Annotated in this window: 37 protein-coding genes and 1 tRNA gene; 21 read left to right on the top strand and 17 right to left on the bottom strand. The window is 63.9% G+C overall.

Annotation, left to right across the window (positions count from 1 at the left end; genetic code table 11):
* Positions 1 to 29: 29 nt before the first annotated feature.
* The 14 genes from AC3FMM_RS12605 to AC3FMM_RS12670 all read right to left on the bottom strand — a co-directional run bounded on the left by AC3FMM_RS12605 (position 30) and on the right by AC3FMM_RS12670 (position 5,585).
* The gene (locus AC3FMM_RS12605; protein WP_488686730.1) at positions 30 to 290 is read right to left on the bottom strand and encodes a hypothetical protein; all 261 of its coding nucleotides are present in this window, start codon (positions 288 to 290) and stop codon (positions 30 to 32) included.
* A gap of 88 nt (positions 291 to 378) precedes the next feature.
* The gene (locus AC3FMM_RS12610) at positions 379 to 699 is read right to left on the bottom strand and encodes a hypothetical protein (protein ID WP_488686731.1); all 321 of its coding nucleotides are present in this window, start codon (positions 697 to 699) and stop codon (positions 379 to 381) included.
* Positions 700 to 712: 13 nt separating this feature from the next.
* Entirely contained in the window at positions 713 to 1,027 is a 315-nt protein-coding gene (locus AC3FMM_RS12615; protein ID WP_488686732.1) for a hypothetical protein, read from the bottom strand.
* Entirely contained in the window at positions 1,024 to 1,173 is a 150-nt protein-coding gene (locus tag AC3FMM_RS12620) for a hypothetical protein (RefSeq protein ID WP_488686733.1), read from the bottom strand. Before AC3FMM_RS12620 ends, AC3FMM_RS12615 begins: the two co-directional genes overlap by 4 nt.
* Positions 1,174 to 1,365: 192 nt before the next feature.
* The gene (locus tag AC3FMM_RS12625; protein ID WP_488686734.1) at positions 1,366 to 1,500 is read right to left on the bottom strand and encodes a hypothetical protein; all 135 of its coding nucleotides are present in this window, start codon (positions 1,498 to 1,500) and stop codon (positions 1,366 to 1,368) included.
* Entirely contained in the window at positions 1,500 to 1,979 is a 480-nt protein-coding gene (locus AC3FMM_RS12630) for a hypothetical protein (RefSeq protein ID WP_488686735.1), read from the bottom strand. Before AC3FMM_RS12630 ends, AC3FMM_RS12625 begins: the two co-directional genes overlap by 1 nt.
* Complete coding sequence (locus tag AC3FMM_RS12635) at positions 1,979 to 2,338, bottom strand: hypothetical protein (protein WP_488686736.1); 360 nt, start codon at positions 2,336 to 2,338, stop codon at positions 1,979 to 1,981. Before AC3FMM_RS12635 ends, AC3FMM_RS12630 begins: the two co-directional genes overlap by 1 nt.
* Positions 2,335 to 2,496 carry a hypothetical protein gene (locus tag AC3FMM_RS12640; protein ID WP_488686737.1) on the bottom strand — a complete coding sequence of 54 codons (162 nt, stop codon included), beginning with the start codon at positions 2,494 to 2,496 and terminating at the stop codon, positions 2,335 to 2,337. Before AC3FMM_RS12640 ends, AC3FMM_RS12635 begins: the two co-directional genes overlap by 4 nt.
* Positions 2,493 to 3,134 (bottom strand): DUF6475 domain-containing protein, encoded by a 642-nt coding sequence (locus AC3FMM_RS12645; protein WP_488686738.1) that lies wholly within the window; start codon positions 3,132 to 3,134, stop codon positions 2,493 to 2,495. Before AC3FMM_RS12645 ends, AC3FMM_RS12640 begins: the two co-directional genes overlap by 4 nt.
* Positions 3,121 to 3,867 (bottom strand): hypothetical protein, encoded by a 747-nt coding sequence (locus AC3FMM_RS12650; protein ID WP_488686739.1) that lies wholly within the window; start codon positions 3,865 to 3,867, stop codon positions 3,121 to 3,123. The genes AC3FMM_RS12645 and AC3FMM_RS12650 overlap by 14 nt, the downstream gene beginning before the upstream one ends.
* A gap of 9 nt (positions 3,868 to 3,876) precedes the next feature.
* Positions 3,877 to 4,173 (bottom strand): hypothetical protein, encoded by a 297-nt coding sequence (locus AC3FMM_RS12655; protein WP_488686740.1) that lies wholly within the window; start codon positions 4,171 to 4,173, stop codon positions 3,877 to 3,879.
* 70 nt (positions 4,174 to 4,243) lie between these two features.
* Positions 4,244 to 4,846, bottom strand: a complete 603-nt coding sequence (locus tag AC3FMM_RS12660) for a hypothetical protein (protein WP_488686741.1) — start codon at positions 4,844 to 4,846, stop codon at positions 4,244 to 4,246.
* Positions 4,846 to 5,220, bottom strand: coding sequence for a hypothetical protein (locus AC3FMM_RS12665; RefSeq protein ID WP_488686742.1), 375 nt, complete (start codon positions 5,218 to 5,220; stop codon positions 4,846 to 4,848). Before AC3FMM_RS12665 ends, AC3FMM_RS12660 begins: the two co-directional genes overlap by 1 nt.
* Positions 5,221 to 5,336: 116 nt before the next feature.
* On the bottom strand, positions 5,337 to 5,585 hold the full coding sequence (locus AC3FMM_RS12670; RefSeq protein WP_116312811.1) for a transcriptional regulator: 249 nt from the start codon (positions 5,583 to 5,585) through the stop codon (positions 5,337 to 5,339).
* A gap of 83 nt (positions 5,586 to 5,668) precedes the next feature.
* Between AC3FMM_RS12670 and AC3FMM_RS12675 the strand changes: the two genes are divergently transcribed.
* The 18 genes from AC3FMM_RS12675 (at position 5,669) to trmB (ending at position 15,896) form a co-directional block, all read left to right on the top strand.
* Positions 5,669 to 6,430 (top strand): XRE family transcriptional regulator, encoded by a 762-nt coding sequence (locus AC3FMM_RS12675; protein WP_488686743.1) that lies wholly within the window; start codon positions 5,669 to 5,671, stop codon positions 6,428 to 6,430.
* 527 nt (positions 6,431 to 6,957) lie between these two features.
* Positions 6,958 to 7,845: a DUF7666 domain-containing protein gene (locus tag AC3FMM_RS12680; protein ID WP_488686744.1), complete on the top strand. Its 888-nt coding sequence runs from the start codon at positions 6,958 to 6,960 to the stop codon at positions 7,843 to 7,845.
* Between the two features lie 46 nt (positions 7,846 to 7,891).
* Complete coding sequence (locus AC3FMM_RS12685) at positions 7,892 to 8,182, top strand: hypothetical protein (protein WP_488686745.1); 291 nt, start codon at positions 7,892 to 7,894, stop codon at positions 8,180 to 8,182.
* Positions 8,179 to 8,532 carry a hypothetical protein gene (locus tag AC3FMM_RS12690; protein WP_488686746.1) on the top strand — a complete coding sequence of 118 codons (354 nt, stop codon included), beginning with the start codon at positions 8,179 to 8,181 and terminating at the stop codon, positions 8,530 to 8,532. Before AC3FMM_RS12685 ends, AC3FMM_RS12690 begins: the two co-directional genes overlap by 4 nt.
* A complete protein-coding gene (locus AC3FMM_RS12695; protein WP_488686747.1) occupies positions 8,529 to 8,807 on the top strand; it encodes a hypothetical protein in 279 nt (92 codons plus the stop codon). The genes AC3FMM_RS12690 and AC3FMM_RS12695 overlap by 4 nt, the downstream gene beginning before the upstream one ends.
* On the top strand, positions 8,804 to 8,989 hold the full coding sequence (locus tag AC3FMM_RS12700) for a DUF7167 family protein (RefSeq protein ID WP_488686748.1): 186 nt from the start codon (positions 8,804 to 8,806) through the stop codon (positions 8,987 to 8,989). Before AC3FMM_RS12695 ends, AC3FMM_RS12700 begins: the two co-directional genes overlap by 4 nt.
* Entirely contained in the window at positions 8,986 to 9,168 is a 183-nt protein-coding gene (locus AC3FMM_RS12705) for a hypothetical protein (RefSeq protein WP_488686749.1), read from the top strand. Before AC3FMM_RS12700 ends, AC3FMM_RS12705 begins: the two co-directional genes overlap by 4 nt.
* 10 nt (positions 9,169 to 9,178) lie before the next feature.
* Positions 9,179 to 9,373: a hypothetical protein gene (locus tag AC3FMM_RS12710; protein WP_488686750.1), complete on the top strand. Its 195-nt coding sequence runs from the start codon at positions 9,179 to 9,181 to the stop codon at positions 9,371 to 9,373.
* Positions 9,374 to 9,501: 128 nt separating this feature from the next.
* The gene (locus AC3FMM_RS12715) at positions 9,502 to 10,152 is read left to right on the top strand and encodes an ATP-binding protein (protein WP_488686751.1); all 651 of its coding nucleotides are present in this window, start codon (positions 9,502 to 9,504) and stop codon (positions 10,150 to 10,152) included.
* A gap of 14 nt (positions 10,153 to 10,166) precedes the next feature.
* Positions 10,167 to 10,835, top strand: coding sequence for a hypothetical protein (locus AC3FMM_RS12720; protein WP_488686752.1), 669 nt, complete (start codon positions 10,167 to 10,169; stop codon positions 10,833 to 10,835).
* Between the two features lie 9 nt (positions 10,836 to 10,844).
* Positions 10,845 to 11,342 carry a siphovirus Gp157 family protein gene (locus AC3FMM_RS12725; RefSeq protein ID WP_488686753.1) on the top strand — a complete coding sequence of 166 codons (498 nt, stop codon included), beginning with the start codon at positions 10,845 to 10,847 and terminating at the stop codon, positions 11,340 to 11,342.
* Positions 11,343 to 11,408: 66 nt separating this feature from the next.
* Positions 11,409 to 12,422: a hypothetical protein gene (locus AC3FMM_RS12730; RefSeq protein WP_488686754.1), complete on the top strand. Its 1,014-nt coding sequence runs from the start codon at positions 11,409 to 11,411 to the stop codon at positions 12,420 to 12,422.
* Positions 12,415 to 12,885, top strand: a complete 471-nt coding sequence (locus tag AC3FMM_RS12735) for a Lar family restriction alleviation protein (RefSeq protein WP_488686755.1) — start codon at positions 12,415 to 12,417, stop codon at positions 12,883 to 12,885. Before AC3FMM_RS12730 ends, AC3FMM_RS12735 begins: the two co-directional genes overlap by 8 nt.
* Positions 12,882 to 13,526: a hypothetical protein gene (locus AC3FMM_RS12740; RefSeq protein WP_488686756.1), complete on the top strand. Its 645-nt coding sequence runs from the start codon at positions 12,882 to 12,884 to the stop codon at positions 13,524 to 13,526. Before AC3FMM_RS12735 ends, AC3FMM_RS12740 begins: the two co-directional genes overlap by 4 nt.
* 108 nt (positions 13,527 to 13,634) lie before the next feature.
* Positions 13,635 to 13,844: a DUF4224 domain-containing protein gene (locus AC3FMM_RS12745; RefSeq protein ID WP_488686757.1), complete on the top strand. Its 210-nt coding sequence runs from the start codon at positions 13,635 to 13,637 to the stop codon at positions 13,842 to 13,844.
* Between the two features lie 7 nt (positions 13,845 to 13,851).
* Positions 13,852 to 14,892: a tyrosine-type recombinase/integrase gene (locus AC3FMM_RS12750; RefSeq protein ID WP_488686758.1), complete on the top strand. Its 1,041-nt coding sequence runs from the start codon at positions 13,852 to 13,854 to the stop codon at positions 14,890 to 14,892.
* A gap of 77 nt (positions 14,893 to 14,969) precedes the next feature.
* Positions 14,970 to 15,044 (top strand) — tRNA-Gly (locus AC3FMM_RS12755).
* Between the two features lie 66 nt (positions 15,045 to 15,110).
* The gene (gene trmB, locus AC3FMM_RS12760) at positions 15,111 to 15,896 is read left to right on the top strand and encodes a tRNA (guanosine(46)-N7)-methyltransferase TrmB (protein ID WP_414247664.1); all 786 of its coding nucleotides are present in this window, start codon (positions 15,111 to 15,113) and stop codon (positions 15,894 to 15,896) included.
* 71 nt (positions 15,897 to 15,967) lie between these two features.
* Here trmB and AC3FMM_RS12765 read toward each other — a convergent pair whose 3' ends face one another.
* The 3 genes from AC3FMM_RS12765 to AC3FMM_RS12775 form a co-directional block, all read right to left on the bottom strand.
* Entirely contained in the window at positions 15,968 to 16,849 is an 882-nt protein-coding gene (locus tag AC3FMM_RS12765) for an undecaprenyl-diphosphate phosphatase (protein WP_062801473.1), read from the bottom strand.
* Positions 16,850 to 16,927: 78 nt separating this feature from the next.
* Positions 16,928 to 17,488: a DUF1439 domain-containing protein gene (locus tag AC3FMM_RS12770; protein WP_326346615.1), complete on the bottom strand. Its 561-nt coding sequence runs from the start codon at positions 17,486 to 17,488 to the stop codon at positions 16,928 to 16,930.
* Positions 17,489 to 17,546: 58 nt separating this feature from the next.
* Positions 17,547 to 17,831 (bottom strand): YkgJ family cysteine cluster protein, encoded by a 285-nt coding sequence (locus tag AC3FMM_RS12775; protein ID WP_115710475.1) that lies wholly within the window; start codon positions 17,829 to 17,831, stop codon positions 17,547 to 17,549.
* Between the two features lie 253 nt (positions 17,832 to 18,084).
* Here AC3FMM_RS12775 and AC3FMM_RS12780 point away from each other — a divergent pair, with 253 nt between their 5' ends.
* Genes AC3FMM_RS12780 through AC3FMM_RS12790 form a run of 3 tightly spaced genes read left to right on the top strand, consistent with a single transcriptional unit; the run spans position 18,085 to position 23,296 of the window.
* The gene (locus tag AC3FMM_RS12780; RefSeq protein WP_488686759.1) at positions 18,085 to 18,909 is read left to right on the top strand and encodes a TetR/AcrR family transcriptional regulator; all 825 of its coding nucleotides are present in this window, start codon (positions 18,085 to 18,087) and stop codon (positions 18,907 to 18,909) included.
* Entirely contained in the window at positions 18,906 to 20,021 is a 1,116-nt protein-coding gene (locus AC3FMM_RS12785; RefSeq protein WP_488686760.1) for an efflux RND transporter periplasmic adaptor subunit, read from the top strand. The genes AC3FMM_RS12780 and AC3FMM_RS12785 overlap by 4 nt, the downstream gene beginning before the upstream one ends.
* A 20-nt stretch (positions 20,022 to 20,041) precedes the next feature.
* Complete coding sequence (locus AC3FMM_RS12790; RefSeq protein ID WP_488686761.1) at positions 20,042 to 23,296, top strand: efflux RND transporter permease subunit; 3,255 nt, start codon at positions 20,042 to 20,044, stop codon at positions 23,294 to 23,296.
* Positions 23,297 to 23,363 lie beyond the last annotated feature (67 nt).

Raw genomic sequence — 23,363 nt, forward strand, 5'->3', positions numbered from 1 at the left:
CGACGGGCACTTGGTGGTTTTGGGCTTGCTCATGACTTAATCCAGTAGTAGACCCCGTCAATGTCCTTGAAGGTGTCGAATCCCTCCGGGGCGAGAAATTCCGTGACTCGAACGCGCAGGCCGATCTTGTTTGGTTGGATTTCCGGCCTCAGTTCCAGCGGCCCCATGTTTCCCCATTCCTCGCAAATCAGCGTGCGCGGTGTCTGCTGCTCCTTCGGCAGCCAGCTTTGAGCGCCGATCATGTACTTGATTCCGGACGGCGGTTGCGGCTCAATCCTTACCTTGCTCATGCGATCCTCGCAATCCGCACCTTGAAGCGCGGGCAGTTGGACAGGGTGTGGTCAGTGCCGCCGCAGCGTGTGCAGGCTAGGGTTGTTTTCATGCTCGCCCCTTCAGCTTGCGGACTTCCTCCACCAGGTCATTGAGATACGACCTCGACGGATAAGGAAAATCGACGTACTTACCAGTGATGGCGGAGATGTGCCGGATCGTAGTTTCACAGCGGCCTTCGCTCGCGTAATAGTCCGCGATCAGTTTGGCGATCTTCCACGCTACGAGGGCCACGATAGTGGCGCAGACAACGACCACAACGCGCGGCAGCACCTCGGTAACGATCAGCCACCAGATGAACCCCTCCTTGGCGCCGTCGGCAAGCCCGGACAGCGTTTGCAACACCAGCTTCAGTTCCTCGATACCCATTTGCCTCTCCTAGTTAGCTAACGTCCTGCACCTTCACACCCCACCGGCCGCGCGTGTCCTTCGCCCAGCCGTGGATCTCCAACTTCCAGCCCGCCTGCCGCACTGCCGGCGTGTTCTCGTGGTCGGCGATCTTTCGCGCCCGAGAACTCATGTTGCTGCGGCTGGTGGTCTGCACGCCCAACGTCTCGCCTTCCTTTACTGCCAGCAGGTCGATGAAGCCGAACAGGTCTTGTCTGACCCTGGCGTGCGGGTTCCACTTCTCGACCACGGCCACCATGTAGCCGCGGCCTTCCAGAAATTCCTTGCTGCGCGATGTGGGGCTGCTCAAACCAGTCTCTCCTGCACCCAGCGGATAGCGCCGATCACCTGCTTGAGCGCCCACGACAGCAGCGCCAGAGGCACCAGCAGCGCCGCGGTCAGTGCGTAGAACAGGAAGAAGCCGAGCGCGGTGATGAGAGCCACGATATTTGCCATTACTGTTCTCCTTCGGTTGATCGCCATGCGTCGCCGCGCATCGGTGTGACTGGCAGGCCGACCAGCAGCCCGGACGCGTGCCGGAACATCCTGCCATCCCACTGCGCCATGAACTCGACCTCACCCCCCACATCTCGGTAGCGCACTAGGCCCACCGCTTCAGGCGCCTTGCTAATCGGCTGCCAGTTCATCTCACCACCCTGCCACGTGAGGCAGCACATCGCTGCGCATCGCCTGCGCAAACCAGTGCCCCATGTAGTCGAATTCCGGCAAATGCCAGAAGCACGCCGACAGCCAGCCGGCAGTTATTGTGTTGATCCAGTACATCAGGCGGCCCTCCCTTCGAGCACGTTGATGGCCTCAGCGTCGCCGCCGACCTGGCCGTAGACCCACTTGTACGCATCCCGCTGCTCGCGGCGCGTGGTGTTCGCTTGGATGTCGTCCGTCAGGTTCAGCGCCGCACCGATCAGCCGGAACTCGTCGCCAGTGCAGCCCAGCTTGCCGGTGCGCTTGTAGCGCTTGCCGACCTCGACCATTGCCGCCAGCGCGCGCTCGATCTCGTCTTGCACTTCCGGCTGGTGGGCAAAGCTCTTGTTGGCGATCGCACAGCCACAGTTCAGGCGGAAGACCAGCGTGTGCCAGCACTCCGAGTCACCCTCGCCGGCCAGGATCTTCGCCAGGTGCGCGTGCGGGATCAGCTTCAGATTCGTGTCAGAGTTGCCGCTGTGGCGGAACATCACCGGCAGGGCTCCGGTCTCGCGTGCAGGGCGACCCGGCTTGCGTCGGGTCTTGCGATTGCCGGCCATTACGCAGCCCCCATGAGTTGGCGCCGGGATGTCGGCAGCGCAATGTCAGCCAGGTCGATCCCCCAAACTGCCAGCAGCGCGGTGAAGTCGACGGGGTTCACCTTGGCGGCGCCCTTCACGCGGGCCAACTCCCCCCGGATCGCATCCATGTCCACCGGCTTGTAGGCGACGCTGCGCCCACCAACGCCGCCGATCGTCTCGATGCGCTCAACCATCTTCATTTCGTGCAACACCAGCAGGTTCTTAACGACTTGCGATACCGCCGCATGGTGCTTTGCCGCAAAGGCCTTACAGCGAATCGGCTCCCCCGTCAGGAGTTGTTCCAACACCTTTTGCTTGATTGGTTGCTTTACAGTCATCTCGCCCTCTCCTTCGCTTCTTCCGCCGTCTTGTACGGCCCGCCAACAATCTCTTTGTCTCGCCACAGCAGGTATCGCGCTTCGCCCTTCACATAGCCCTTGGTGATCGTCCAGGGGCCGGCGCGGATGGCGTACTTGCCGTGGGGTGCCCAGGTCATGCCGCCCGGCCGATTTGCTTCACTGGCGCCGCCACCTCATCCATGCGCGTGATGCCAAGCAGCGCCCCAGATTTGCCGCCAAGCCGGACAGCCTCGGCAGCCTGAGGATTTCCGATCAACACCGGCTTCATCAGTGGCATACCGTTGCGCTGGTTTTGCGCGTTGGCGATGCCAGTCAGAACTGGGTGGTATTCCGGCGTTTCGCGTCGCATTGCATAGCCGCGGTAACGGCTCTCGAACTCCTTGCCAACAAACGGCCATTCGTCGTCGCTATGGCCTCCAATGCGCACCCAGCCGCCCATGTCGTGGACTACTCGGTGGATCAGCTGGTCATCGAAAACGACATCGGCATAGGTGCCCACCGAGCGCACCGCCTTGTCCACCTTCGCCCAAGCTTGCAGAGCCCCGTCCTGCGTACTGCCCGACATCATGCGAATCAGGTCAGCGGGCTTCGGCATGAATTGCCCGTTGTCTGGGTTGCGCACGTGGCGATCAAACGCCTGCCGGACCGCAGCAAGGTCGTAGTCCTTCAGCGCGTTCCAGTACAGGCCAACAGCGAAGGGGCTGGCAGGCTTGCCGTACAGCTCCGAGACGGCAGAGAGCATCTGCCCGAAAGTTTCAAAATCAGACTGCTGCATCGTGACCTCCGAAGATCAGGCGTTGAGCCTCTTTGACGCTGTTGGCTGTCTGCTGGCCCGCGGTGGCGGCGCCCTTGGGCGCGCCGCCCCGCTGGTTCCGCACCCAATTGCGCCAGGTAGCCATCCAGTCCGCCTTGCGCCCCTTTGCCCCCGGCTGGGCGATCCAGTAATCCCGGAACTGGCTTGCAACGCTCTCGGGGCTAAGGTCCGGGCGCTCTGCCCTGCAGAACTCGATTTCCTCGAAAGAGGGTTTCCAGTCAGCAGGCAAGCGCGAAGCGCGCGCAGTCTTTTCTCCTTCTTTCTTCTCTTCTCTTCTCTTCTCTTCTCTAGCTAACGCATCCGTAACGGCCCCGTGCTCATCCTGTAACGCTTGGTCCGTTACATGACCGTTACTGCGATGGTTGGCTACTCGTTTTGCCGTCTGCGCCCGCGTTTTTGCTGACGCCCCGTTGTGCTCGTCAAACCTGACGAGGCGCACCCCTTCCGGGTGATCCTCCAGCCAGCCGACATCGACAAGCGCGTCAGCGAGGCCAGAAACACCAGTCTTCCGGTCAACCGCACGGAGCGTCAGCCCAGGCATTGCGCCGTCTAGCGAGTGCTCGTCAGCCGTAGCCCACACCCAATACAGGCCGCCGATCACCGTGGCTTCAGTGGTGTCCGTCAAGTCAACAAGCCTGGACACCCGTGGGTCATTCCAAAGGTTGGTGCGCATCTTGATCCAGTCCCCTGCCATGTCAGCCCCTTAGCGGGGTACCAGTGCGAGCGTCTCGTGTTTCTTGCCGGTCGCAATGCAGCGGCGGGTTCCAGCCACCTTCAGCCGGCGCGCATCCAGCAACTCACGAACGCGGCCACAGACCGAGGACAGCCGCAGATTGGTCTTACTGGCGATGTCTTCCCGCGTCAGGGATGCATCGGCAGGCAGGAAGCAGTCGACAACCATCTGCTGCTGGGCCGTCAACTGCTTGACACCCAGAGAGTGATAGGCGTCCGACTGCGTGATCGAGAGGCGCCGACCACTAGCGCTAAGTACTTGTTCCATCTGATCCCCCCGGGGTTCCGGTTAATGAACTACGCGCGCCGCATGTAACGGTGACTGCGTTACAGGTGCGTTACCGACTCGTTTGGGTGAGCGCTAGGCCAGCCTTGTGCGCCAGGTACTGAGTCACCGCACGGTTGCCAACCGACCACTCGAAGTCGTTGATAAGTTCGGCCGGCAGAGAACGACGGCCCTTGGCGTCGTCCGCCATCAGGTAGTCCGTGGTGTGGGACGGGTAGGAGCCGATGCGCTCTGACAAGGTGGCGCGCGTCAAAGCCCGCACCCCGCGCATTTCCCATGCAAGACGAACTGCTTCGCGGTACGAATTGCAGGCGGCCACAAGCGCAATCGGAAGTAGGCGCGGCTCGTCCATCCTCGACTTCCAGTCCAAGTCGTGCTCAATCACGGCATTCAGGTATTTCTGCGCCGCCTCCATGCTCGGCAGAGCTGCGCCACGCCGTGCGTTACAGGGGTCGCAAACAGGCTCGACCATCAGGGGCTGGCCGTAGTCGCGATGGTCGTAAGCCTTCGCTTGCTCACCGCAGTCAACGCAGGAGAGCGTTGAAATGGGCGGCAGATCGCCGCGCGCAACGGCTTTTGCCACTTCGGCGCGGGCCTGCTGCGCACCGGAAATCTTGTGCGCTGCCACGCGCGACTGGATGACAATCTCACTCATTACGCTGCCCTCGCTGCCTTCATTGCTTCAACCTGCGATTCCAGCTCGCGGATACGGCGCTGCTCCGGCGTTTCGATAACCGAGCGGAACCCGCATACCGAGTCTTCGTACTGGCGGATCGCCCAGTTCCCGCAGAGCGCCTGGAACTTGATGCGGAAGTCGAACGGCAGGTATTTCTTCCCGGACAGAATGTTGGAGAGGTGCGATTTGGGCATGCCGAGGATCGCCGCCGCGTCGCTCAGGCTGTAGCGAACGCGGCGTTTCGCCCAGCACAGAACGACCGCATCAGCCTCATTGCGCAGACGGGCGATGAGGGCTTCAGCTACCATTTCCGGTTCTCCGACGACCTCAAAAAACGGCATCTCGCGTTGCATCTGTTCGCTCCCCAACATTTGTTATTGGTGTTCCACTTGGTGTTCCACGTGCCAATTCGTCACAAAAAAACGATGATCAAGTCATCGCAAATCAAACAAATGGCGTTATGAACGACTTACTTCCCGCCCCTGGCCTTCCCGTTCTTGCAGCAGTACTCGCGCACGAACGCCCAATCGACGGACGCGTTCAGGTCCTCACACTTGATCTTTCGATCCGTGAGTCGCTCAATTTCCGGGCAATACTTAGGAGGAACGTGACCAGCCCTCACCCACTGCTGGACTACTCGGTAGCTCGACAAGCCGAGGACCCGCGCGATTGCGGACTGACTTCCGAAGTGCTTGATGGCTTGTTGGATTCCGTTCATGGAACCGATTCTATACAAGAAATTCTAGCATTGCTAGTTTTTCCTGCGGTGCCGCTATTTTTTATAGTGGTTAGGATTCGCGCATGACCACTATCCATTCACGAATCAAGCAACGACGCCTCTTCCTTGGGCTGTCGATGGAAAAGCTCGCCGAGGAAATAGGCGTGAAGGCCTGGCAGACGATCCAGCAATGGGAGAAGGAAGGCGGGACCGCGCCGAAGCGGGATCGCTTAGAAGCAACAGCCCGCGCGCTGCAAACAACGTCGAAATGGCTGATGTTTGGCGAAGATCCCGCCTGGCAGCCCGAAGTAACTTTCTCGGAATACAGAAGTAAAAATTACTTAGGACAAAGTGAAGCTGAATCTTCAGCGCACCCTTACAATCCCCTTGCAGGGAACGTCCCCACGAGCCTTATCAGCTACCCAGTAGATGTGTCTCGGTTCCGCCCCATCTACGTCGTGGGGAAAGCACAAGGGGGCTTCCCGGATCGAATTTGGACAGACGGGGATTTTCCGGTGGGCGCTTCAGATCAATACGCGGAACTGGCTAGCCCAGACCCGCACGCATTCTTGGTACCGGTTGTTGGCGATTCAATGTCGCCACGCTTCAACGAGGGCGAGTTCGCGCTTGTCGAGCCGGGAACAGAGCCCGAGCTGGAGGACGATGTGCTGGTGCGCCTCCAGACCGGGGAAACGTTGATCAAGCGGTTGCTGTCACAACGGCATGGCATCCGGCTTGGCAGCTACAACCGGCCCGAGATCCTGACCTTCCAGCCGGAAGGCATCACCTGGATCTACTACATCGCCCACACCGTGCCCGCTCGGAAGATCAAGAATCGGATATAGGGAGAAAAGAATGCTCAGGGGTCTCTGTGCGGTAAGCGCCGCCGCTGTCCTTGCTGGATGCGCGACTTCATCATCCACCTATGGCCCGGACGGACGCGCGGCACACTCGATCAATTGCTCTGGCGCGGCGCTCAACTGGGGAATGTGTATGGCGAAGGCCGGCGATCTATGCGGAGCGAAGGGATACGACGTGATCGACCGCGTCGGCGAAGGTTATTCGGTCATTGGAGCTGGCGGAGGCGGCCTGTTCGGGGCATCCGGCTATAACAGATCGATGGTCGTCACCTGCAAAACATAAGCGCCGCTCAAGCGCACAAAAGCCCACCCTAGCGGTGGGCTTTTTGTTGCCATAACACGACCCGCAACCTGAAGTAACACTCTGATTTTTCTGGAAAAGCAAGAACCAGACACAGTCTGTTACGCGGATTTGCGCCTCGGCCTGCTAGTTTTTCTTGCATTGCTAGTTTTTCTTGCGTAAGATGCTTCCAACGACGAACGCACAACGGTGCACAACGATGGAGAGCGAGATGAAGAACCCGCCGGCACACGCCGAACAGCAAGTCGAGCAGCAGACCGAAGTCATCACGACCTACAAGGGCTTCGACAAGGATCTGAAGTGCCGCGGCTTCCAGTACGAGCTGGGGGCAACGTATGAGCATGCCGGCGAGGTCAAAGCGTGCGGTTCGGGCTTCCACGCCTGCGAGCATCCGCTTGACGTGTTCGGCTACTACCCGCCGGCAAACAGCCGCTATGCCGTGGTCGAACAATCGGGTGATCTGAGCCGCGAGGAAGGCGGTGACACGAAGGTTGCGAGCCGCACTCTGAAGGTTGGCGTCGAACTGAGCCTGGCTGGCCTGATCAAGGCGGCGGTCGAATACACCACCAGCCGCTGCGAGCCGATCAATCCCGAATCGCCCGCCTCCAGCACCGGCAACCGTGGCGCGGCCTCGAGCACTGGCAACTATGGCGCGGCCTCGAGCACTGGCAACTATGGCGCGGCCTCCAGCACCGGCGACTATGGCGCGGCCTCCAGCACCGGCGACTATGGCGCGGCCTCCAGCACCGGCGACTATGGCGCGGCCTCCAGCACCGGCAACCGTGGCGCGGCCTCCAGCACCGGCTACCGTGGCGCGGCCTCCAGCACCGGCTACCGTGGCGCGGCCTCCAGCACCGGCTACCAGGGCGCGGCCTCCAGCACTGGTAAGCATTCCGTAGCTATCGCCTGCGGCATCGAAGGCAAGGCTATGGCCTCGGCCGGCAGCGCGATCGTTCTCTGCTACCGCGACACCGACGCAGAAGGCGATGACTACGCCCGCATCGTTCACATCAAAGCCGCAATTGCTGGTCAGGACGGCATCAAGCCGGACACCTGGTACCAGCTGAACGCTGAAGGCGAGTTCGTAGAAGCCGAATAACACCACTGGACGCACAACGGTGCGGACAACAGACGGGAGCAGAGAGATGCAGACGATTGAGATCAAGGGACAGATCTACGCCCGCCGCAACTGGCAAGACCAACTGGAATTCGGCTTCTACGACTTCGACATCGGCAGCGACTGGTTCCCGGTGTGCGATCACAAGATCGTCACCGAGATCCCCGCGGGGTTCGACCCGCGTCTGGCGCAAGTCGCAGCTCTGCAGGCGCAGTTGGAAAAGCTCCGCGCCGAGTTCACCAAGCGCGTGACGGAGATCAACGAGCAGATCCAGTCGATCACCGCCATCGAGTACACCCCGGCGCAGGAGGCGGCATGACCACCGACCAAGCCGTAGCGCGCCAAGTTGCGCACGAGAACCTGCTGGCCGAGGTGCTGGAAGCACTGGAAGGCTATGTCACAGCCGAAGCAATGCCCACCTACGGCGATGCCTCTGCCTTTGTTTGGCCGAAGGTGGAAATGCGCAAGCCAGGGGATACCGCGTGGGGCTGGATTTGCGAGAAGCACGGCCTTGGCTACCAAAGCGGCTGCATTTGCTGCAGAGACGACTTCAGCAGGTTCGGTGAGTGGAAAGATCGGGAAGCCAGAGCGGCCCGTGACGAAGCCTTACGTGCTGCGCGCGACAAAGCCCGCGCTGTCCTCGCCCGAGCAAAGGAGCAAGCAGCATGAAACTCCCCATCACCTACGAAGACCTCGACCTGATCGTCACCGGGGAATACCACCGCGGGTATTCCGCCACCTGGATGGATCCGGGCGAGTCGGAATCGTTCGAGGTGTACCGCGTCATGGACCGCGATGTCGATGTTACGCATCTGTACGACGACGAGCAGCTGCAGGAGATCGAGGCGCTGGCGCTGGAGGCTGTCGAAGGCGAAGCGGAATACGCCCGCGAGCAGGCTGCGGAGTGGAAGCGCGAGGAACAACTTTTTGGGGCAAGGGTATGAAGATCAAGGTTTGGTGTGACAGCGGGGCAAACATCCACTCGGCCCGCGAAGAGGTGGTCGACCTCGAAAGGGATTGGGGCATCAGCGACGAGGATTGGGACGCGATGACGGACGACGAGAAGGATCAAGCGGTAAACGACTGGGCCAATGAGCGCCTCGAAATCGGCTGGAGCGAAGCATGACGAACCTCCCCCAAATCGACCCTAGCTTCCTCCGCCATCTCTCCGCAGAGACGCGAGACGAGATAGCCAGGCAGTCGGATGAGCCGGGGCCAGTGTTCTGGTTCAGCTTGGCGCTGGTGGTGCTGTTGGCTGTGTTTGTCGTCGCGTATCCGATCGTGATGGTGCTTGGCGCCAAGTAAGGAGCGAGACATGAAAACTCCCGGAAAGATGGTCGACATCAAGGCGCTGCGCACCGGCCTGCCGGCCAACGAGATCAAGCTGGCGATTTTGGAATCGCGCCGGCTGCAGCAGATCCGCGAGCTGGGCGACGCTTGGCTGCTGCACAAGGACAACGCGCCCGAGCGCGGCACGTACAACCCGCTTACCGGGATGAGGCTGGCGTGACATGGACCCGGCCTACTACCAGACAGTCGGCCAGTGGCAAGAGGCCGAGCAGCAAGACCTGATCGAGTGCATGGAGTGGTACGAGGCTCGCAGGGATCAATTCAACCAATCTGAAGAGGAATCTGAAAATGAGCATCGCAACCTTAGTGCTGGGCAACTCCGGGACGGGCAAGAGCACTAGCCTCCGCAACCTGGACCCGACGAAGACCATCCTGATCCAGTGCCTCAAGAAGCCGCTGCCGTTTCGCTCCACCGGCTGGAAGATCCGCAAGACCCTGAAGGACGAGGGCAACGTCTTCCAGACGGACGACGCCGGCACGATCGAGCGAATCATGCGCTCGTCGCCGCATGAGATTGTCGTGATCGATGACTACCAAGCATCGATGGTCAACCAGCTCATGTCGCGCAGCAGCGAAAAGGGCTACGACAAGTTCACCGACATCGGCAAGGACGCATGGAGCATCTTCAATGCTGCCGGCGATCTGGCGCCGCACCGCCGAGTCTACATCCTGGCTCACACGCAGACCGACGAATTCGGCGCGGTGCGCATGAAAACGGTGGGCAAGATGGTTGACCAGACCCTTGTGCCGGAAGGCTATTTCACCATCGTCCTGCGGACGGAAGTGACCAACGGCGCCTACCACTTCAGCACGCAAACCAACGGTCAGGACTGCGCCAAGAGCCCTATCGGCATGTTCGCCGATCGCCTGATCGAGAACGACCTCGCATTCGTGGACGAGCAAATCTGCGATTTTTATTCCCTCAAACAAGCAGCCTGAAAGGAAATCAGACCATGTATCAACTCGACAAGAACGCCGCGATGAACGCCGACTCCACCGGCAAGTGGCTCAGCGAAACCGGCAAGTACGTCGGCAAGATCCTGTGCGCCGAGGACATCAAGGCTCAGACCGGCACCCGCGGCGTTGCCCTGACCCTGCAAGCCAACGATGGCCGCGAAACTCGCCAGTACATCTACACGGTCAAGGAGAACGGCGAGAAGCTGTCCGGCTATGACCTGCTGATGGCGCTGATGACCTGCCTGAAGCTGCGCGACATCAAGCCGGCAGCCGGCCCGGTGAAGCGCTGGAATCGCGACACGAAGCAGGAATTCACCGAGCAGGCGACCGTGTTCCCCGAGCTCGCCAACAAGCCGATCGGCTTCCTGCTGCAAAAGACCGAGGAAGAGAGCCGCAAGAATCCGGGCCAGACCGCCTGGACCGCCAAGCTGGTTGGCGTGTTCGAAGCCGGCACGGAACTGCTGGCAGGCGAGATCCTGGGCGGGAAGACGAAGCCGGAAGCGCTGGCACTGCGTGTCGCGCAACTGGCTGACCGTCCGCTGAAGAAGCGCCCTGCTGGCGCGCCGGCTGCGCACGACTACGGCGGCGGTGGTGGTGGCGACCAGTTCGATCAAGACATCCCTTTTGCCCCCTACATGCGCGGCTTCGTGGGCCACGCCATCTAAGGAGCCACCATGACCGCCCTGACGCTCTATCAGATCAGCCAAGAGCATCGCGCGCTGGCTGACGCGCTTCAAGACATGGATCTGGACGAGCAGACCATTGCCGACACTCTGGAAGCGGAGTCGGGGCTGGTCGAGAAGAGCCAAGCCGTGGCTTTTGTGATCCGAAACATGGAGACGTTCGCCGCCGCCGTGAAGGCCGAAGCTGCGGCGATGGCTGACCGCGCCAAGCGGATCGAGAAGCGCGCCGACTCGATCAAGACCTATCTGCATTCGTGCATGAACCTCGCTGGCGTCCAGAAGATCGAGCACCCGCAATTCACGATCAGCGTGCGCAAGAACCCGGTCAGCGTGCAGATCTTCGAGGAAGGCTTGCTGCCGCCTGACTACCTGCGCGAGATCCCGGCGAAGTACGAGCCGGACAAGAAGCTGATCAAGCAAGCGATCGAGGATGGCGCTGACGTGCCAGGCGCCAAACTGACCCGCACCGAGTCATTGCAGATCAAGTAACCGACTGCGCTTTAGCGGCGCGCCAGCTACCCGGCACGGTGCGTCGCCTTTTTACACGAGGAAGGCATGACCGAGAAGAACAAGGAACTGATCCAGCGCATGCGCAGCATTGCGCAGGCATCCATGGGGCCGGACGCAGTTCGCGTTCCACCGGGCATCCAAGCGCTGATCGACGGTGCTGATGCGCTGGAGGCCGCCCTGGCGCAGCAACCGCAGGGGGAGGCGGTGGCCAGCCAGAGCGCCGAGCCGGTGGCGCTGACGGATGCCAAAACGCTCGCGTTGGGAGCCATGGTCGACGCTATGCGCTGGTGGGGTGCCCAAGAAGACGGCATTCCCGCCGAATGCAAGAAGGCATTCGACTCCGCAATGCTGGCACTGGGCTGGTCGTACTCGCACCCGCAAGACCTGAAGGTGCTCGCCACGCCTTCCGCCGCTACCGGGGCGCAGGGGCTGACGGATGAGCGCGCATTGAACGCCCTGCGGCATTTCGTTGAACTGGACGGCGTTCCAGAGATTCACGGAGCAATGCCTGTTGCGCTGCGTGCATTCAGCGATAAGGTCCGCGCCATCCTCGCCCAAGCCGCCCCGAGCGCCAGCGCGCAACAGGCGGAGCCGGTGGCGTGGTATGACGGCCACAAGTTCTATGGGAGTGAGATGGCTGCCGCCTTGGACCGAGCCGGCCCCGTTCGCCCCGTCTACTATGCCACCACCGCGCCTGCCACGCCTGCCGTCACAGAAGACATGGTGAGTCGCTTCTTGGGCTGGCGCCTGCCGGATGATTTCGCGCCGGACTGCGGCATCTCGTTCACGCCGGTCAGGCAGTACACCGGTGAACTTGTCGGTTGGCCCGTGGGCACGAATATGCTGACAGCAATCCAGGCACGTCAGATGCTGGAGCATGTGCTCGCCACGCCCAGCGCATCGCCTGCCGCGCTGACGGATGCTATCAAGGCCATGCGCAAGCCCAAGGCACCGGACGGCGCCGCCTACGCGGAATACGACAAGGGCTACAACAAGGCGCTGTCGCATGTGCTGGAACGGCTCTCCGCATCGCATCCCAAGGAGAACGACAATGGCTGACCTGAAACCGTGCCCGTTCTGTGGTGGAGACGCAGGCTGCAATCGCAGGAGCGGAGACGAACGCGACGGATACGCAGACCATGTGACGATCTTTTGCACTGGTTGCGGCGTGCGAGTTGCGGCAAGCGGCGACACTTCGAAGGGCGGGTACGCGGATAACTCCACGGTCTACGAGCGCGCCATCGGCGCCTGGAACCGTCGCGCCGCATCGCCTGCCGACCAGGGGGGGAATGCGCGCCAGTTGGTTGCCGAACGGATGGTGCAGTCGGCACTAGAAGCCGGCTGGAATGAATTCGTCTCCGATACCGGCTGCTACCCGGCATGCTTCGAGGTGCAGCGCGGAAAGCGCATCGAGGCGGATTTCCAACGGGCGGAAGGTGCCTTTCTCGAATATATCGCCGCCAGCCTGAACGCCGCCATGAGCGCCACGCCACCAGCAGCCGAGAACGGAGAACACGCATGAAAGACGTCGCCCTGTTCCTTTACGACCTGACCGGCAACATGGCCAAGCCGTGGGTCGAGGCCGGCTACACCGCGGTGCTGGTAGACATGCAGCATCCGCCAGGCATCACGCAGGACGGCCCAATCATCAAGATTGGCGCCGACATCCGGAACGGCTGGCTCCCGCCGCGGGAAATGATCGACCGCATCGCATTCGCCGCGGCCTTCCCGCCGTGCGATCACCTGGCTGTGTCAGGGGCGCGCTGGTTCAGGGGCAAGGGTCTGCGCAAGCTGGCACTGTCGATAGACCTGTTCGCCACCGCTGCCGACCTGTGCGAGTGGCTTCAGGTGCCGTATCTGATGGAGAACCCGGTTAGCACGATCTCCAGCTACTGGCGCAAGCCGGACTACACGTTCCATCCGCACCACTTCACGCTGCTGGAGCCCGACGACAACTACACGAAGAAGACTTGCCTATGGGTCGGCGGCGGCTTCGTAATGCCGGCCAGTTGCAAGGACTTCACGATTGGCGAGCCGGACGACCGTATCCACAAGGCCCCCCCCAGTGACGACCGGGCGAACTTCCGCAGCGCCACGCCGATGGGCTTTGCCCGGGCGGTGTTCAAGGCCAACGGCAAACCGTTGCTACAGGTAGCCGCCTAACAGCCCAACACCTGTATTTCGAGAATACAAGCGATACCCTGTAAATGCAGCAGCAAGCACAACGAATCATCGAATTGACCCGCCGGGCCTGGCGGATTGGAGGGAAGGATGGAAACGTTCCTGAATGAGCAAGAATTGGCCGCCCTCACCGGCTTCAAGCTAAAGAGCAAGCAGGTGGCCCAGCTGAAGAAAATGGGCGTACCGTTCTACGTGAACGCGGCCGGGCGCGCGGTGGTGGTGCGATCTGTTGTGGAAGGCGGCAAGGCACAGCCTGCGCCGGAGAAGCGCGGCTGGATGCCGCGCGTGGTTCCCGCGTGAGGATGAGATGGGACGGAAGCCCAGCAAGAACCTGAACCTGCCGCAGAACATGCGCGCGCGGAAGCAGCGCAGCGGCAAGACGTACTACTACTACGACCAGGGCGGACGGCCTCGCAAGGAGATCCCGCTGGGGTCGGACTTCATCTTGGCGATCAAGCGCTACGCCGAGTTGCACATCGCAGTCGAAAATGTCTCCGGCCGGATCCTGTTCTCGGACGTGGCCAAGCAGTATGAGGTCGAGGAGATTCCGACGAAGGCCGCCAGCACCCAGGCCGTGCAGTTCTCGGACATCAAGCACCTGCTGGCCTTCTTCAGCGACCCGCCCGCGCCACTGGAAGCCATCCAGCCCACGCACGTGCATATGTTCCTGAAGAAGCACAAGGACAAGCCGACTACGGCGAACCGGTGCAAGCGCCTCTTCTCGCACATCTGGAACAAGGCGCGCGAGTGGGGCTACACCTCCCTGCCGAACCCGGCCGATGGCATCAAGGGGCACTCGCTGGAAAAGCGAGATGTCTACGTCGATGACTCCATGTACCGGATGGTCTATGAGAACGCAGCCCAGCCGCTGCGCGATGCGATGGATCTGATCTACCTGACTGGCCAGCGTCCAGGGGATGCGCTTGAGCTGGCCGAGCAGAACGTTCAGGAAGGCCACCTGGTGATCAAGCAGTCCAAGACCAAGGCGACCTTGCGCATTGCCATCATCGGCGAACTCAAGGCGCTGCTGGACCGGATTAAGGCCCGCAAGGCCGGGCTCGACGTCAGTTCGATCTACCTGCTGGTCAACGAACGCGGCCTGAAGCTGAGCCAGCCGGCGCTGCGCTGGCACTTCCAGAAGGCCAAGGAAGCAGCGGTAAAGGCGCACCCTGACCACGCCGAGCGCCTGGCCAACTTCTGGCTGTACGACCTTCGCGCGAAGGCAGCGGACGACACCAGCGAGCAGAAGGGCGACGCCGCGGCGGCCGATCTGCTGGGCCACGCCGACGTGCGGACCACCAAACGCCACTACCTGCGACGTGGGAAGCGGGTGGCGCCCACGAAATGAATTGCGGAGCGTAGGTTCGGTTGCGGAGCATAGACCGCCGCCGGAATCGTGCTAGAATCCGCTCCCAGCAAGCCATAGCGGGCGTCGTATAATGGCTATTACCTTAGCTTCCCAAGCTAAAGACGTGGGTTCGATTCCCATCGCCCGCTCCACTTCCAGTCGAGACAAGCCGCCTTTGCCACCGTTACGGTGATCCGCCCGGCGGCTTTTTTGTTGCCATGCTTCCCCAAGACCCCAGCACCGGGCCGGCCGACGAGGCCGAGCCGGCAGACCGCGCCGCCGTGCCAGCGTCCGCCCCCTCTCCTGCCGATCCTGAAGGCGTTGCGCATCCGCGCCGCATCCGTTCGTTCGTGCGCCGCGCCGGCCGGACTTCGACCGGGCAGCAGCGCGCCATCGACGAGGTCGGGCCGCGCATGATCGTGCCGTACGCAGCGCAGCCGCTGGACTGGGAGGCGACCTTTGGCCGCCAGGCGCCGTCGATCCTTGAGATCGGCTTTGGCATGGGCGAGACCACGGCGCATATCGCCGGCCTGCGGCCGCAGGACAACTTCCTGGGCTGCGAGGTGCATGAGCCGGGCGTGGGCGCGCTGCTCAAGCTGATCGACGAGCGCGGCCTGTCCAATGTGCGGATCCTGCAGCACGATGCGGTGGAGGTGATCGCGCATATGCTGACCGACGACTGCCTCGACGGCGTGCACATCTATTTCCCGGACCCGTGGCACAAGAAGCGCCACAACAAGCGCCGGCTGGTGCAGCCGCCGCTGGTGAAGGTGCTGGCCGCGCGCCTGAAGCCGGGCGGCTATATCCACTGCGCGACCGACTGGGAAGAGTACGCGCACCAGATGGTGGAAGTGCTGTCGGCCGAGCCGCTGCTGGAGAACACCTCGGCGGCGCCGGACGGTTTTGCCGAGCGGCCGGACTACCGGCCCGTGACCAAGTTCGAGCGGCGCGGTGTGCGGCTCGGGCATGGCGTGTGGGACGTGGTGTTCCGCAAGCGCGCCTGAGCGCAGCAAACGCGCAAACAAAAAAGCGTGGCATCTGCCACGCTTTTTTTGTTGCCCGCGGTACGGCGAGGTCAGGCGTGCCAGGACACCAAGCCGGTGTAAGCGGTCAGCAGCACCACGATGCCGAAGGCGATGCGGTACCACGCGAACGGCTTGAAGTCGTGCGTGGCGACGAAGCGCAGCAGCCAGCGCACGCACAGGAAGGCGGACAGGAAGGCAAAGACGAAGCCGACCGCGAAGATGCCGAGGTCGTCGCCGTTCAGCAGCGCGCGCGCCTTGTACAGCTCGTAGACCGTGGCGCCGAAGATCACCGGGATCGCCAGGAAGAACGAGAATTCAGTGGCGACCTGCCGCGACAGCCCGAACAGCATGCCGCCGATGATGGTGGCGCCCGAGCGCGAGGTGCCCGGCACCAGCGCGAAGCACTGCGCCAGCCCCACCTTGAGCGCGTCGCGCCAGTTCAGGTCGTCGACCGACTCGATGCGCGGTGCGCCGGCCTTGGCGGCTTCCAGCAATGCATTGCCCTGCGGATGCGAGACCGTGCCGCGGCGCGCATCGCGCCATTCGGCCAGCAGGATCACCACGCCGCCGACGATAAAGGCCAGCGCCACCGAGATCGGGTTGAACAGGTGGGCCTTGATCCATTTGCCGAAGATAAACGCCAGCACGATCGCCGGCACCGAGGCGATCACCACGTTGGCCGCAAAGCGCTGCGACAGCGGGTCGTCGCGCAGGCCGCGCACCACCTTGCCGATGCGCGCGCGGAACTCCCAGCACACCGCCAGGATGGCGCCGAACTGGATCACGATCTCGAAGATCTTGCCCTTTTCGTCGTTGAAGTCGAGCAGCTGGCCGGCCAGGATCAGGTGGCCCGTGCTCGAAATGGGAAGAAACTCGGTCAGGCCTTCGACGATGCCGAGGATCACGGCCTTCAGCGCTAGTGCGATTTCCATGCGGAACGAAAGAGACGTAGTCGCGGGCGTTGTCCGGCCTGGTGCCGGACCGCCTGCATTGTTGTTCGATGCGCCCGGTCAGGGGCGGTTGATCTTGACGTTGATGCCGTCGGGCAAAACGGTGATTGTACCGGGCTCGACGTGCGTGCCGGCAATGCGCAGCTGGTCTTCGCGGAAGGTATAGAGCGGATAGCCCTGCAGCAGCTGCTCGGCCAGGATGCCGCCCAGCGCATTGAGCTGGCGCGAGAACTGCGCGGGCATGCCCTGCACGTCGAAGCGCTTCACCTCCGGATCCTGCAGCACCACCGAGCGGGTGGGCTCGTCATAGCGCAGCCCGCTGTCGAGCGCGAAGCGGCCGCTCAGGGCCTGGCTGAAGAACAGCTTGTTGTCGATGGTCGCGTCGAACTGCACGTTGACGCGGTTGCGCACGGAATCCAGCGTCAGCTGCGGGTTGGTCAGCTGGATGTCGAACAGCTCCATGTAGCGCTTGTTGAACGGGAACTTGCGTTCCAGCGCCGCCTGCAGCTGGCTTTGCGAAAAGGTGTATTCGCTGCGGAAGGCGCCGCAGGCGGCCAGCCCCACGGCCAGCGTGGCCGCGGCGGCGGCGGCGAACCAGCGCCGTCGGGAAGTCCGGATCATATTGCCTCCGATTGCGGAACATCAGGAATGAATGCCAGGCGCCATGCCACCGGACGGCTCAGGCGTGCGCTTGCGGCGCGGTCAGGATCTCGAGCCGGGTCAGCCAGTGCAGCGCCGCTTCGCGCGAATCGCCGCACATCTCGGCCGACGGCTTCAGGCCACCGCAGAACGCGGGCCGGTCCGGGCTGCCGAACACCGCGCAGCGCATGTCCGGCAGCAACTGCGCGCACGGCACGCCCGCCGGCTTGCCTCCCGGCATGCCCGGCAGCGGCGAGGCGATCGACGGCGCGATACAGCACGCGCCGCAGCCCGCGCGACAGGAAAGGTCTGACCGGCAACTCATGACGATGGTTCGGGATCGGCGGCCGTTGAGTCTGCCAGCACAAAGGCGACATTGTGCCCGAAGGACCGCGGGTCTCCTGTAAGAAAAGGAAAACGCCCTAAGCGGGCGCAGGTGACAAGCAGCCGTGCATTTAGGATCACATGACGGGACGGGTTGCGGCCCCGAGCATAGTGCATGCCCGTGCTTGACCCTCTGGGGGGCCTCATCTACATTACTGACCCACAAGTTATTAACTTTTTCGACGCGCCCCCTCGTGCCCCGAAGTCTTCGCAAGCCCGCCGTGACCAAGCCACCCGCCGATCCGCACAAGGACACCGACAGCCCGCGCTGGAGCCGGCGCAAGGCGGCGCGGCCGCAGGAGCTGGTGGCGGCAGCGCTGGACCTGTTCGTCGAGCGCGGTTATGCCGCCACGCGGCTGGAAGACGTGGCCGCCGCGGCCGGCGTGTCCAAGGGCACGGTGTACCTGTACTTCGCCAACAAGGAAGAACTGTTCAAGTCGGTGGTGCGCGAGAACCTGGTGCCGGCACTGGCGCGCGGCGCCGACCTGGTCGATGCCTACCAGGGCAGCACGCCCGAGTTGCTGCGCGAACTGCTGCGCGGCTGGTGGGGCCTGATCGGCGCCACGCCGGTGGCGGGGCTGACCAAGCTGATCATGGCGGAGTCGGCCAATTTCCCGGACATCGCGCGCTTCTATAACCAGGAAGTGATGGTGCCGGGCGACGAGCTGTTCGCCAAGGTGCTGGCACGCGGCGTGGCGCGCGGCGAGTTCCGCGCGCTGCCGGCCAACCCCACCACCACGCTGATCTGCGCGCCGCTGGTATTCCTGATGATGTGGCAGCGCGCGCTGCGCGCCACCGCCGAGAAAGACATCGACCCCGAGGCCTTCCTCGATGGCCTGCTCGATATGCTGCTGTTCGGGCTGACCGCCGGCGAAGCCCGCGACCGCCCGCTGCCGCCGCAGCACGGCCCCTATATCTGGGAAGTGATCCGCGACGACATGCTGGCGCAACGCGCCGCCGCGCTGGCCGCCGACGCCACGCCCGCCGCTTCCGCGCCGCTACCCGGCACCCCGACATGAAACGAAAGCCCCTGCTGATCACTGCCGCCTGCCTGGCGCTGGCGCTGGCGCTGAGCGCCACCGTGGCCGTGCGCAAGGCCGGCAGCGCGCGGCAGCCGCAAGTCGCGGCGCCGGCCGCCAATATCGTCGAGTTCCTGCAGACCGACCTGGTACGCGTGGCGCGCCAGGACCTGCAGCTGTCGCTGCCGCTGTCGGGCAGCCTGCGCGCGCTGAACCAGGCCTCGGTCAAGGCCAAGGTCTCCGGCGAAGTGAAGCAGGTGCTGGTGCGCGAAGGCGAGCCGGTGCGCGCCGGCCAGGTCATCGTGCGCATCGACGCGACCGAATACGAAGCCCGGGTCGCGCAGGCGCGCGGCCAGATGCTGGCCGCGCGTGGCCAGTTCGAGAACTCGCGCCAGACCTGGGACCGCAACCGCGAGCTGGTCGACAAGGGCTTTATCTCGCAGACCGCCTTCGACAAGTACCAGTCCGACCTGGCGGTGGCGCGCGCCAACCTCGACGCCGCCCAGGGCGGACTGGCGGTGGCGCAGAAGGCGCTGGCCGACACCGTGGTCAAGGCGCCGCTCGACGGCATGGTGGCCGCGCGCGCGGTGCAGCCGGGCGAGAAGGTGTCGCCGGATACGCGCCTGGTCGATGTGGTCGACCTGCGCGTGCTGGAGCTGGAAGCACCGGTACCGATGGCCGACGTGGCGCGCGCCGCGGTGGGCCAGCCGGTGGCGCTGGAAGTGGAAGGCGCCGGCCGCTTTGCCGGCAAGCTGGTGCGCATCAACCCGGCCGTCAGCGAGGGCACGCGCAGCATCATGGTCTATGTCCGCGTCGACAACGCCGACCAGGTGCTGCGCGCGGGCATGTTCGCGCGCGGCGCGCTGGTGCTGGGCCAGCGCGCCGCGGTGGTGGCGGTGCCGGTGTCGGCGGTGCGCACCGAGGGCGAACGCGCCTTCGTCTATGCCATCGAGCGCGACACGCTGGCCGAACGCCCGGTGCAGCTCGGCCTGCGCGACGAAGCCAACGGCATGGTGGAAATCGTCGCTGGCCTCGACGCCGGCGCCGAAATCGTGCGCAACAACCTGGGCACGCTGCGCGGCGGCAGCCAGGTCAGGCGCGTCAAGGCCTGACGGTACAGAGGACGCGCGCCATGTGGTTCACCCGCCTGTCGATCCGCAATCCGGTGCTCGCCACCATGATGATGATGGCGTTCATCGTGGTGGGGCTGTTCTCCTACCAGCGGCTGCCGGTCGACCAGTTTCCCGACATCACCTTCCCGGTGGTGGTGGTGCAGACGGAATATCCGGGCGCGGCGCCCGAGTCGGTGGAATCCGACGTCACGCGCAAGGTCGAGGAGATCGTCAATACCATCTCCGGCATCGACGAGATCTTTTCGCATTCCTACCAGGGCACTTCGGTCGTCGTCATCAAGTTCGACCTGAGCGTCGATGTCGGACAGGCCGCACAGGACGTGCGCGACAAGATCGCGCTGATCCGGCCGCAGTTCCGCGACGAGGTCAAGGAACCGCGCGTGCTGCGCTACGATCCGTCCGACGCGCCGATCTTCTACCTGTCCGTCTCCAACGCGCCGGGCGCCAGCCGCAGCCAGCGCGAGCTGACCACCATCGCCGACCAGATCGTGCGCAAGCGGCTGGAAACCGTGCGCGGCGTGGGCGCGATCAATCTTGTCGGCGGCACCAAGCGCGAGGTCGAGATCCGCATCCGTCCCGCGCAGCTGGAAGCGCTGGGCATCGGCGTCGACCAGGTGATGAACGCAATCCGCAACGAGAACCAGGAGTTGCCCGCGGGCGAACTGCGTTCCTCGGCGACCGAGACCGTGGTGCAGATCAAGGGCCGCGTGCCCACGCCGGATGCGTTTCGCCAGATCATCGTGGCACGCCGCGCCGGCCAGCCGGTCACGCTGGGCGAGATCGCCGACGTGCGCGACGGCCAGGAAGAGCAGGAAAGCCTGGCGCTGCTCGACGGCAAGCGCGCGCTGTTCCTGTCGGTGGTGAAGGCGCAGGGCCAGAACACCGTCGATACCGTCGACGGCCTGGTACGCATGACCGACGAGGTGCGCAAGCTGGTGCCCGCCGGCGTGCAGCTCAACGTGGTCAACGACACCGCGCGCGGCATCCGCAGCAGCGTGAAGGAGGTGCGTTCGACGCTGCTGGAAGGCGCCTTCCTGACCGTGGCGATCGTGTTCCTGTTCCTCGGCTCGTGGCGCAGCACGGTGATTACCGGGCTGACGCTGCCGATCGCGCTGATCGGCACCTTCGGCGTGATGTACCTGTGCGGCTTCACGCTCAACGTGATCACGCTGATGGCGCTGTCGCTGTGCGTGGGCCTGCTGATCGACGATGCCATCGTGGTCCGCGAGAACATCGTGCGCCACAACCTGATGGGCAAGGACCACCGCACGGCGGCGCTGGATGGCACCAACGAGATCGGGCTGGCGGTGCTGGCCACCACCTTCTCGATCGTCGCGGTGTTCCTGCCGGTGGGCTTCATGGGCGGCATCATCGGGCGCTTCTTCCACCAGTTCGGCATCACCGTGGTGGCGGCCGTGCTGATCTCGATGTTCGTCTCGTTCACGCTGGACCCGATGCTGTCCTCGGTCTGGCATGACCCCGACCTGCACGGCACCGGCAACAAGCGCAGCTGGTACGGACGCACCGTGGGGCGGCTGCTGGACTGGTTCTCGGCCAGGATGGACCGGCTTGGCGACGGCTATGCCGGCATGCTGGGCTGGGCGCTGAAGCACCGCCTGGCCACCGCCATCATCGCCGCCGCCACCTTCTTCGGCAGCTTCGCGCTGGTGCCGCTGATCGGCACGGAGTTCGTGCCCAATGCCGACCTGGGCGAGACCCAGGTCGGCTTCACCACGCCGGTCGGCACCTCGCTCGACGTCACCGAAGCCAAGGTGCGGCAGGTGGAAGCCGCGCTGAAGGCCTTCCCCGAAGTGGCCTACACCTACGCCACCATCAACTCGGGCAACGCGTCGGGGCGCAACAACGCGCTGGTGTCGGTGCGCCTGACCGAGCGGCGCGCGCGCACCCTGACCACCGCGCAGCTCAACCCGCTGATCCGCAAGCGGCTGGCCGGCATTGCCGGCATCACGCTGACCATGGTCGGCATGCCCGACGGCGCCGGCGGGCAAAAGGCGATCCAGGTATCGATCCAGGGCGACGACCTGGACGAGCTGCGGCGCCTGTCGCGCGAAGCCGGCGCACGCATGGCGGCGATCCCGGGCCTGACCGACCTGGATTCGAGCATGAAGGACGACCGCCCCACCATCGAGGTCCGTATCCGGCGCGAGCTGGCCTCGGACCTGGGGGTGGGCGTGGCACAGATCGGCAATGCGCTGCGTCCGCTGCTGGCCGGCGATGCCATCAGCTCCTGGCGCGCGCCGGACGACGAGAACTATGACGTGCGCGTGCGCCTGCCGAAGGACGCGCGCACCGGCATGGCCGACCTCAGCGCGCTGATGATCGCCAGCAGCCACGCCAACGCGGACGGCTCGCCGAAGATGGTGCCGCTGCGCCAGATCGCCGAGCTGGTGCCCACCACCGGCGCCAACCAGATCAGCCGGCGCGACCTGAACCGCGAGGTCGAGCTGACCGCCAACGTGGCCGGGCGCTCGGCTGGCGAAGTCGCGCGCGACATCAAGGCCGCGCTGGACGGGGTGAACTGGCCGGCCGGCTACAAGTACCGCTTCGGCGGCTCGACCAAGTCGATGAACGAGTCGTTCGGCTACGCCGTATCGGCGCTGGCGCTGGCGGTGATCTTCATCTACATGATCCTGGCCTCGCAGTTCGCCAGCTTCTTCCAGCCGATCGCCATCATGACCTCGCTGCCGCTGACGCTGGCCGGCGTGTTCGCGGCGCTGCTGCTGTTCGGCTCGACCCTGAACATGTTCTCGATCATCGGGTTCATCATGCTGATGGGGCTGGTAACCAAGAATGCGATCCTGCTGGTGGACTTTGCCAACCAGGCGCGCCAGGGCCATGTTGACGGCGCCTGCGGTCGCGAGCCGCTGTCGCGCGAGGCCGCGCTGGTGGAAGCCGCGCGCGTGCGGCTGCGCCCGATCCTGATGACGACGCTGGCGATGATCTTCGGCATGGTGCCGCTGGCCTTCAGCCTGGGCGAAGGCGCCGAGCAGCGCGCGCCGATGGGGCAGACCGTGATCGGCGGGATCATCACTTCGTCGATCCTGACGCTGGTGGTGGTGCCGGTGATCTATACGTACCTTGATGATTTCGGCGCGTGGCTGCGCCGGCTGTGGCAAGGCAAGCCGCGTAATGCCTCAGCGGCGCCAGCCGCGCCGGCAGCGCCCGCGCAGGCCGGGACCGGCCGGCCTTCGGCAGCGGAACGCCCGGCCCCGGTGGAGGCCAGCGCGGAATGAGCCCGCAGGCGCCCGCAAGGTTAAAATAACGGGTTTGATAAGACTGTCCGGCCGTGGCACCGCGCGG

Source organism: Cupriavidus sp. 207A1, from assembly GCF_057798955.1.

Bases quoted from the DNA above. Each gene is read 5' to 3' on its own strand.
- AC3FMM_RS12660 (WP_488686741.1), bottom strand. From the start codon at position 4,846: ATGAGTGAGATTGTCATCCAGTCGCGCGTGGCAGCGCACAAGATTTCC.
- AC3FMM_RS12775 (WP_115710475.1), bottom strand. From the start codon at position 17,831: ATGAGTTGCCGGTCAGACCTTTCCTGTCGCGCGGGCTGCGGCGCGTGC.
- AC3FMM_RS12765 (WP_062801473.1), bottom strand. From the start codon at position 16,849: ATGGAAATCGCACTAGCGCTGAAGGCCGTGATCCTCGGCATCGTCGAA.
- AC3FMM_RS12715 (WP_488686751.1), top strand. From the start codon at position 9,502: ATGAGCATCGCAACCTTAGTGCTGGGCAACTCCGGGACGGGCAAGAGC.
- AC3FMM_RS12605 (WP_488686730.1), bottom strand. From the start codon at position 290: ATGAGCAAGGTAAGGATTGAGCCGCAACCGCCGTCCGGAATCAAGTAC.
- AC3FMM_RS12710 (WP_488686750.1), top strand. From the start codon at position 9,179: ATGAAAACTCCCGGAAAGATGGTCGACATCAAGGCGCTGCGCACCGGC.
- trmB (WP_414247664.1), top strand. From the start codon at position 15,111: ATGCTTCCCCAAGACCCCAGCACCGGGCCGGCCGACGAGGCCGAGCCG.
- AC3FMM_RS12735 (WP_488686755.1), top strand. From the start codon at position 12,415: ATGGCTGACCTGAAACCGTGCCCGTTCTGTGGTGGAGACGCAGGCTGC.
- AC3FMM_RS12670 (WP_116312811.1), bottom strand. From the start codon at position 5,585: ATGAACGGAATCCAACAAGCCATCAAGCACTTCGGAAGTCAGTCCGCA.
- AC3FMM_RS12630 (WP_488686735.1), bottom strand. From the start codon at position 1,979: ATGGCCGGCAATCGCAAGACCCGACGCAAGCCGGGTCGCCCTGCACGC.
- AC3FMM_RS12635 (WP_488686736.1), bottom strand. From the start codon at position 2,338: ATGACTGTAAAGCAACCAATCAAGCAAAAGGTGTTGGAACAACTCCTG.
- AC3FMM_RS12750 (WP_488686758.1), top strand. From the start codon at position 13,852: ATGGGACGGAAGCCCAGCAAGAACCTGAACCTGCCGCAGAACATGCGC.
- AC3FMM_RS12625 (WP_488686734.1), bottom strand. From the start codon at position 1,500: ATGTACTGGATCAACACAATAACTGCCGGCTGGCTGTCGGCGTGCTTC.
- AC3FMM_RS12685 (WP_488686745.1), top strand. From the start codon at position 7,892: ATGCAGACGATTGAGATCAAGGGACAGATCTACGCCCGCCGCAACTGG.
- AC3FMM_RS12645 (WP_488686738.1), bottom strand. From the start codon at position 3,134: ATGCAGCAGTCTGATTTTGAAACTTTCGGGCAGATGCTCTCTGCCGTC.
- AC3FMM_RS12720 (WP_488686752.1), top strand. From the start codon at position 10,167: ATGTATCAACTCGACAAGAACGCCGCGATGAACGCCGACTCCACCGGC.
- AC3FMM_RS12770 (WP_326346615.1), bottom strand. From the start codon at position 17,488: ATGATCCGGACTTCCCGACGGCGCTGGTTCGCCGCCGCCGCCGCGGCC.
- AC3FMM_RS12695 (WP_488686747.1), top strand. From the start codon at position 8,529: ATGAAACTCCCCATCACCTACGAAGACCTCGACCTGATCGTCACCGGG.
- AC3FMM_RS12745 (WP_488686757.1), top strand. From the start codon at position 13,635: ATGGAAACGTTCCTGAATGAGCAAGAATTGGCCGCCCTCACCGGCTTC.
- AC3FMM_RS12620 (WP_488686733.1), bottom strand. From the start codon at position 1,173: ATGGCAAATATCGTGGCTCTCATCACCGCGCTCGGCTTCTTCCTGTTC.
- AC3FMM_RS12690 (WP_488686746.1), top strand. From the start codon at position 8,179: ATGACCACCGACCAAGCCGTAGCGCGCCAAGTTGCGCACGAGAACCTG.
- AC3FMM_RS12700 (WP_488686748.1), top strand. From the start codon at position 8,804: ATGAAGATCAAGGTTTGGTGTGACAGCGGGGCAAACATCCACTCGGCC.
- AC3FMM_RS12705 (WP_488686749.1), top strand. From the start codon at position 8,986: ATGACGAACCTCCCCCAAATCGACCCTAGCTTCCTCCGCCATCTCTCC.
- AC3FMM_RS12665 (WP_488686742.1), bottom strand. From the start codon at position 5,220: ATGCAACGCGAGATGCCGTTTTTTGAGGTCGTCGGAGAACCGGAAATG.
- AC3FMM_RS12610 (WP_488686731.1), bottom strand. From the start codon at position 699: ATGGGTATCGAGGAACTGAAGCTGGTGTTGCAAACGCTGTCCGGGCTT.
- AC3FMM_RS12785 (WP_488686760.1), top strand. From the start codon at position 18,906: ATGAAACGAAAGCCCCTGCTGATCACTGCCGCCTGCCTGGCGCTGGCG.
- AC3FMM_RS12640 (WP_488686737.1), bottom strand. From the start codon at position 2,496: ATGACCTGGGCACCCCACGGCAAGTACGCCATCCGCGCCGGCCCCTGG.
- AC3FMM_RS12675 (WP_488686743.1), top strand. From the start codon at position 5,669: ATGACCACTATCCATTCACGAATCAAGCAACGACGCCTCTTCCTTGGG.
- AC3FMM_RS12655 (WP_488686740.1), bottom strand. From the start codon at position 4,173: ATGGAACAAGTACTTAGCGCTAGTGGTCGGCGCCTCTCGATCACGCAG.
- AC3FMM_RS12730 (WP_488686754.1), top strand. From the start codon at position 11,409: ATGACCGAGAAGAACAAGGAACTGATCCAGCGCATGCGCAGCATTGCG.
- AC3FMM_RS12680 (WP_488686744.1), top strand. From the start codon at position 6,958: ATGAAGAACCCGCCGGCACACGCCGAACAGCAAGTCGAGCAGCAGACC.
- AC3FMM_RS12650 (WP_488686739.1), bottom strand. From the start codon at position 3,867: ATGGCAGGGGACTGGATCAAGATGCGCACCAACCTTTGGAATGACCCA.
- AC3FMM_RS12790 (WP_488686761.1), top strand. From the start codon at position 20,042: ATGTGGTTCACCCGCCTGTCGATCCGCAATCCGGTGCTCGCCACCATG.
- AC3FMM_RS12725 (WP_488686753.1), top strand. From the start codon at position 10,845: ATGACCGCCCTGACGCTCTATCAGATCAGCCAAGAGCATCGCGCGCTG.
- AC3FMM_RS12740 (WP_488686756.1), top strand. From the start codon at position 12,882: ATGAAAGACGTCGCCCTGTTCCTTTACGACCTGACCGGCAACATGGCC.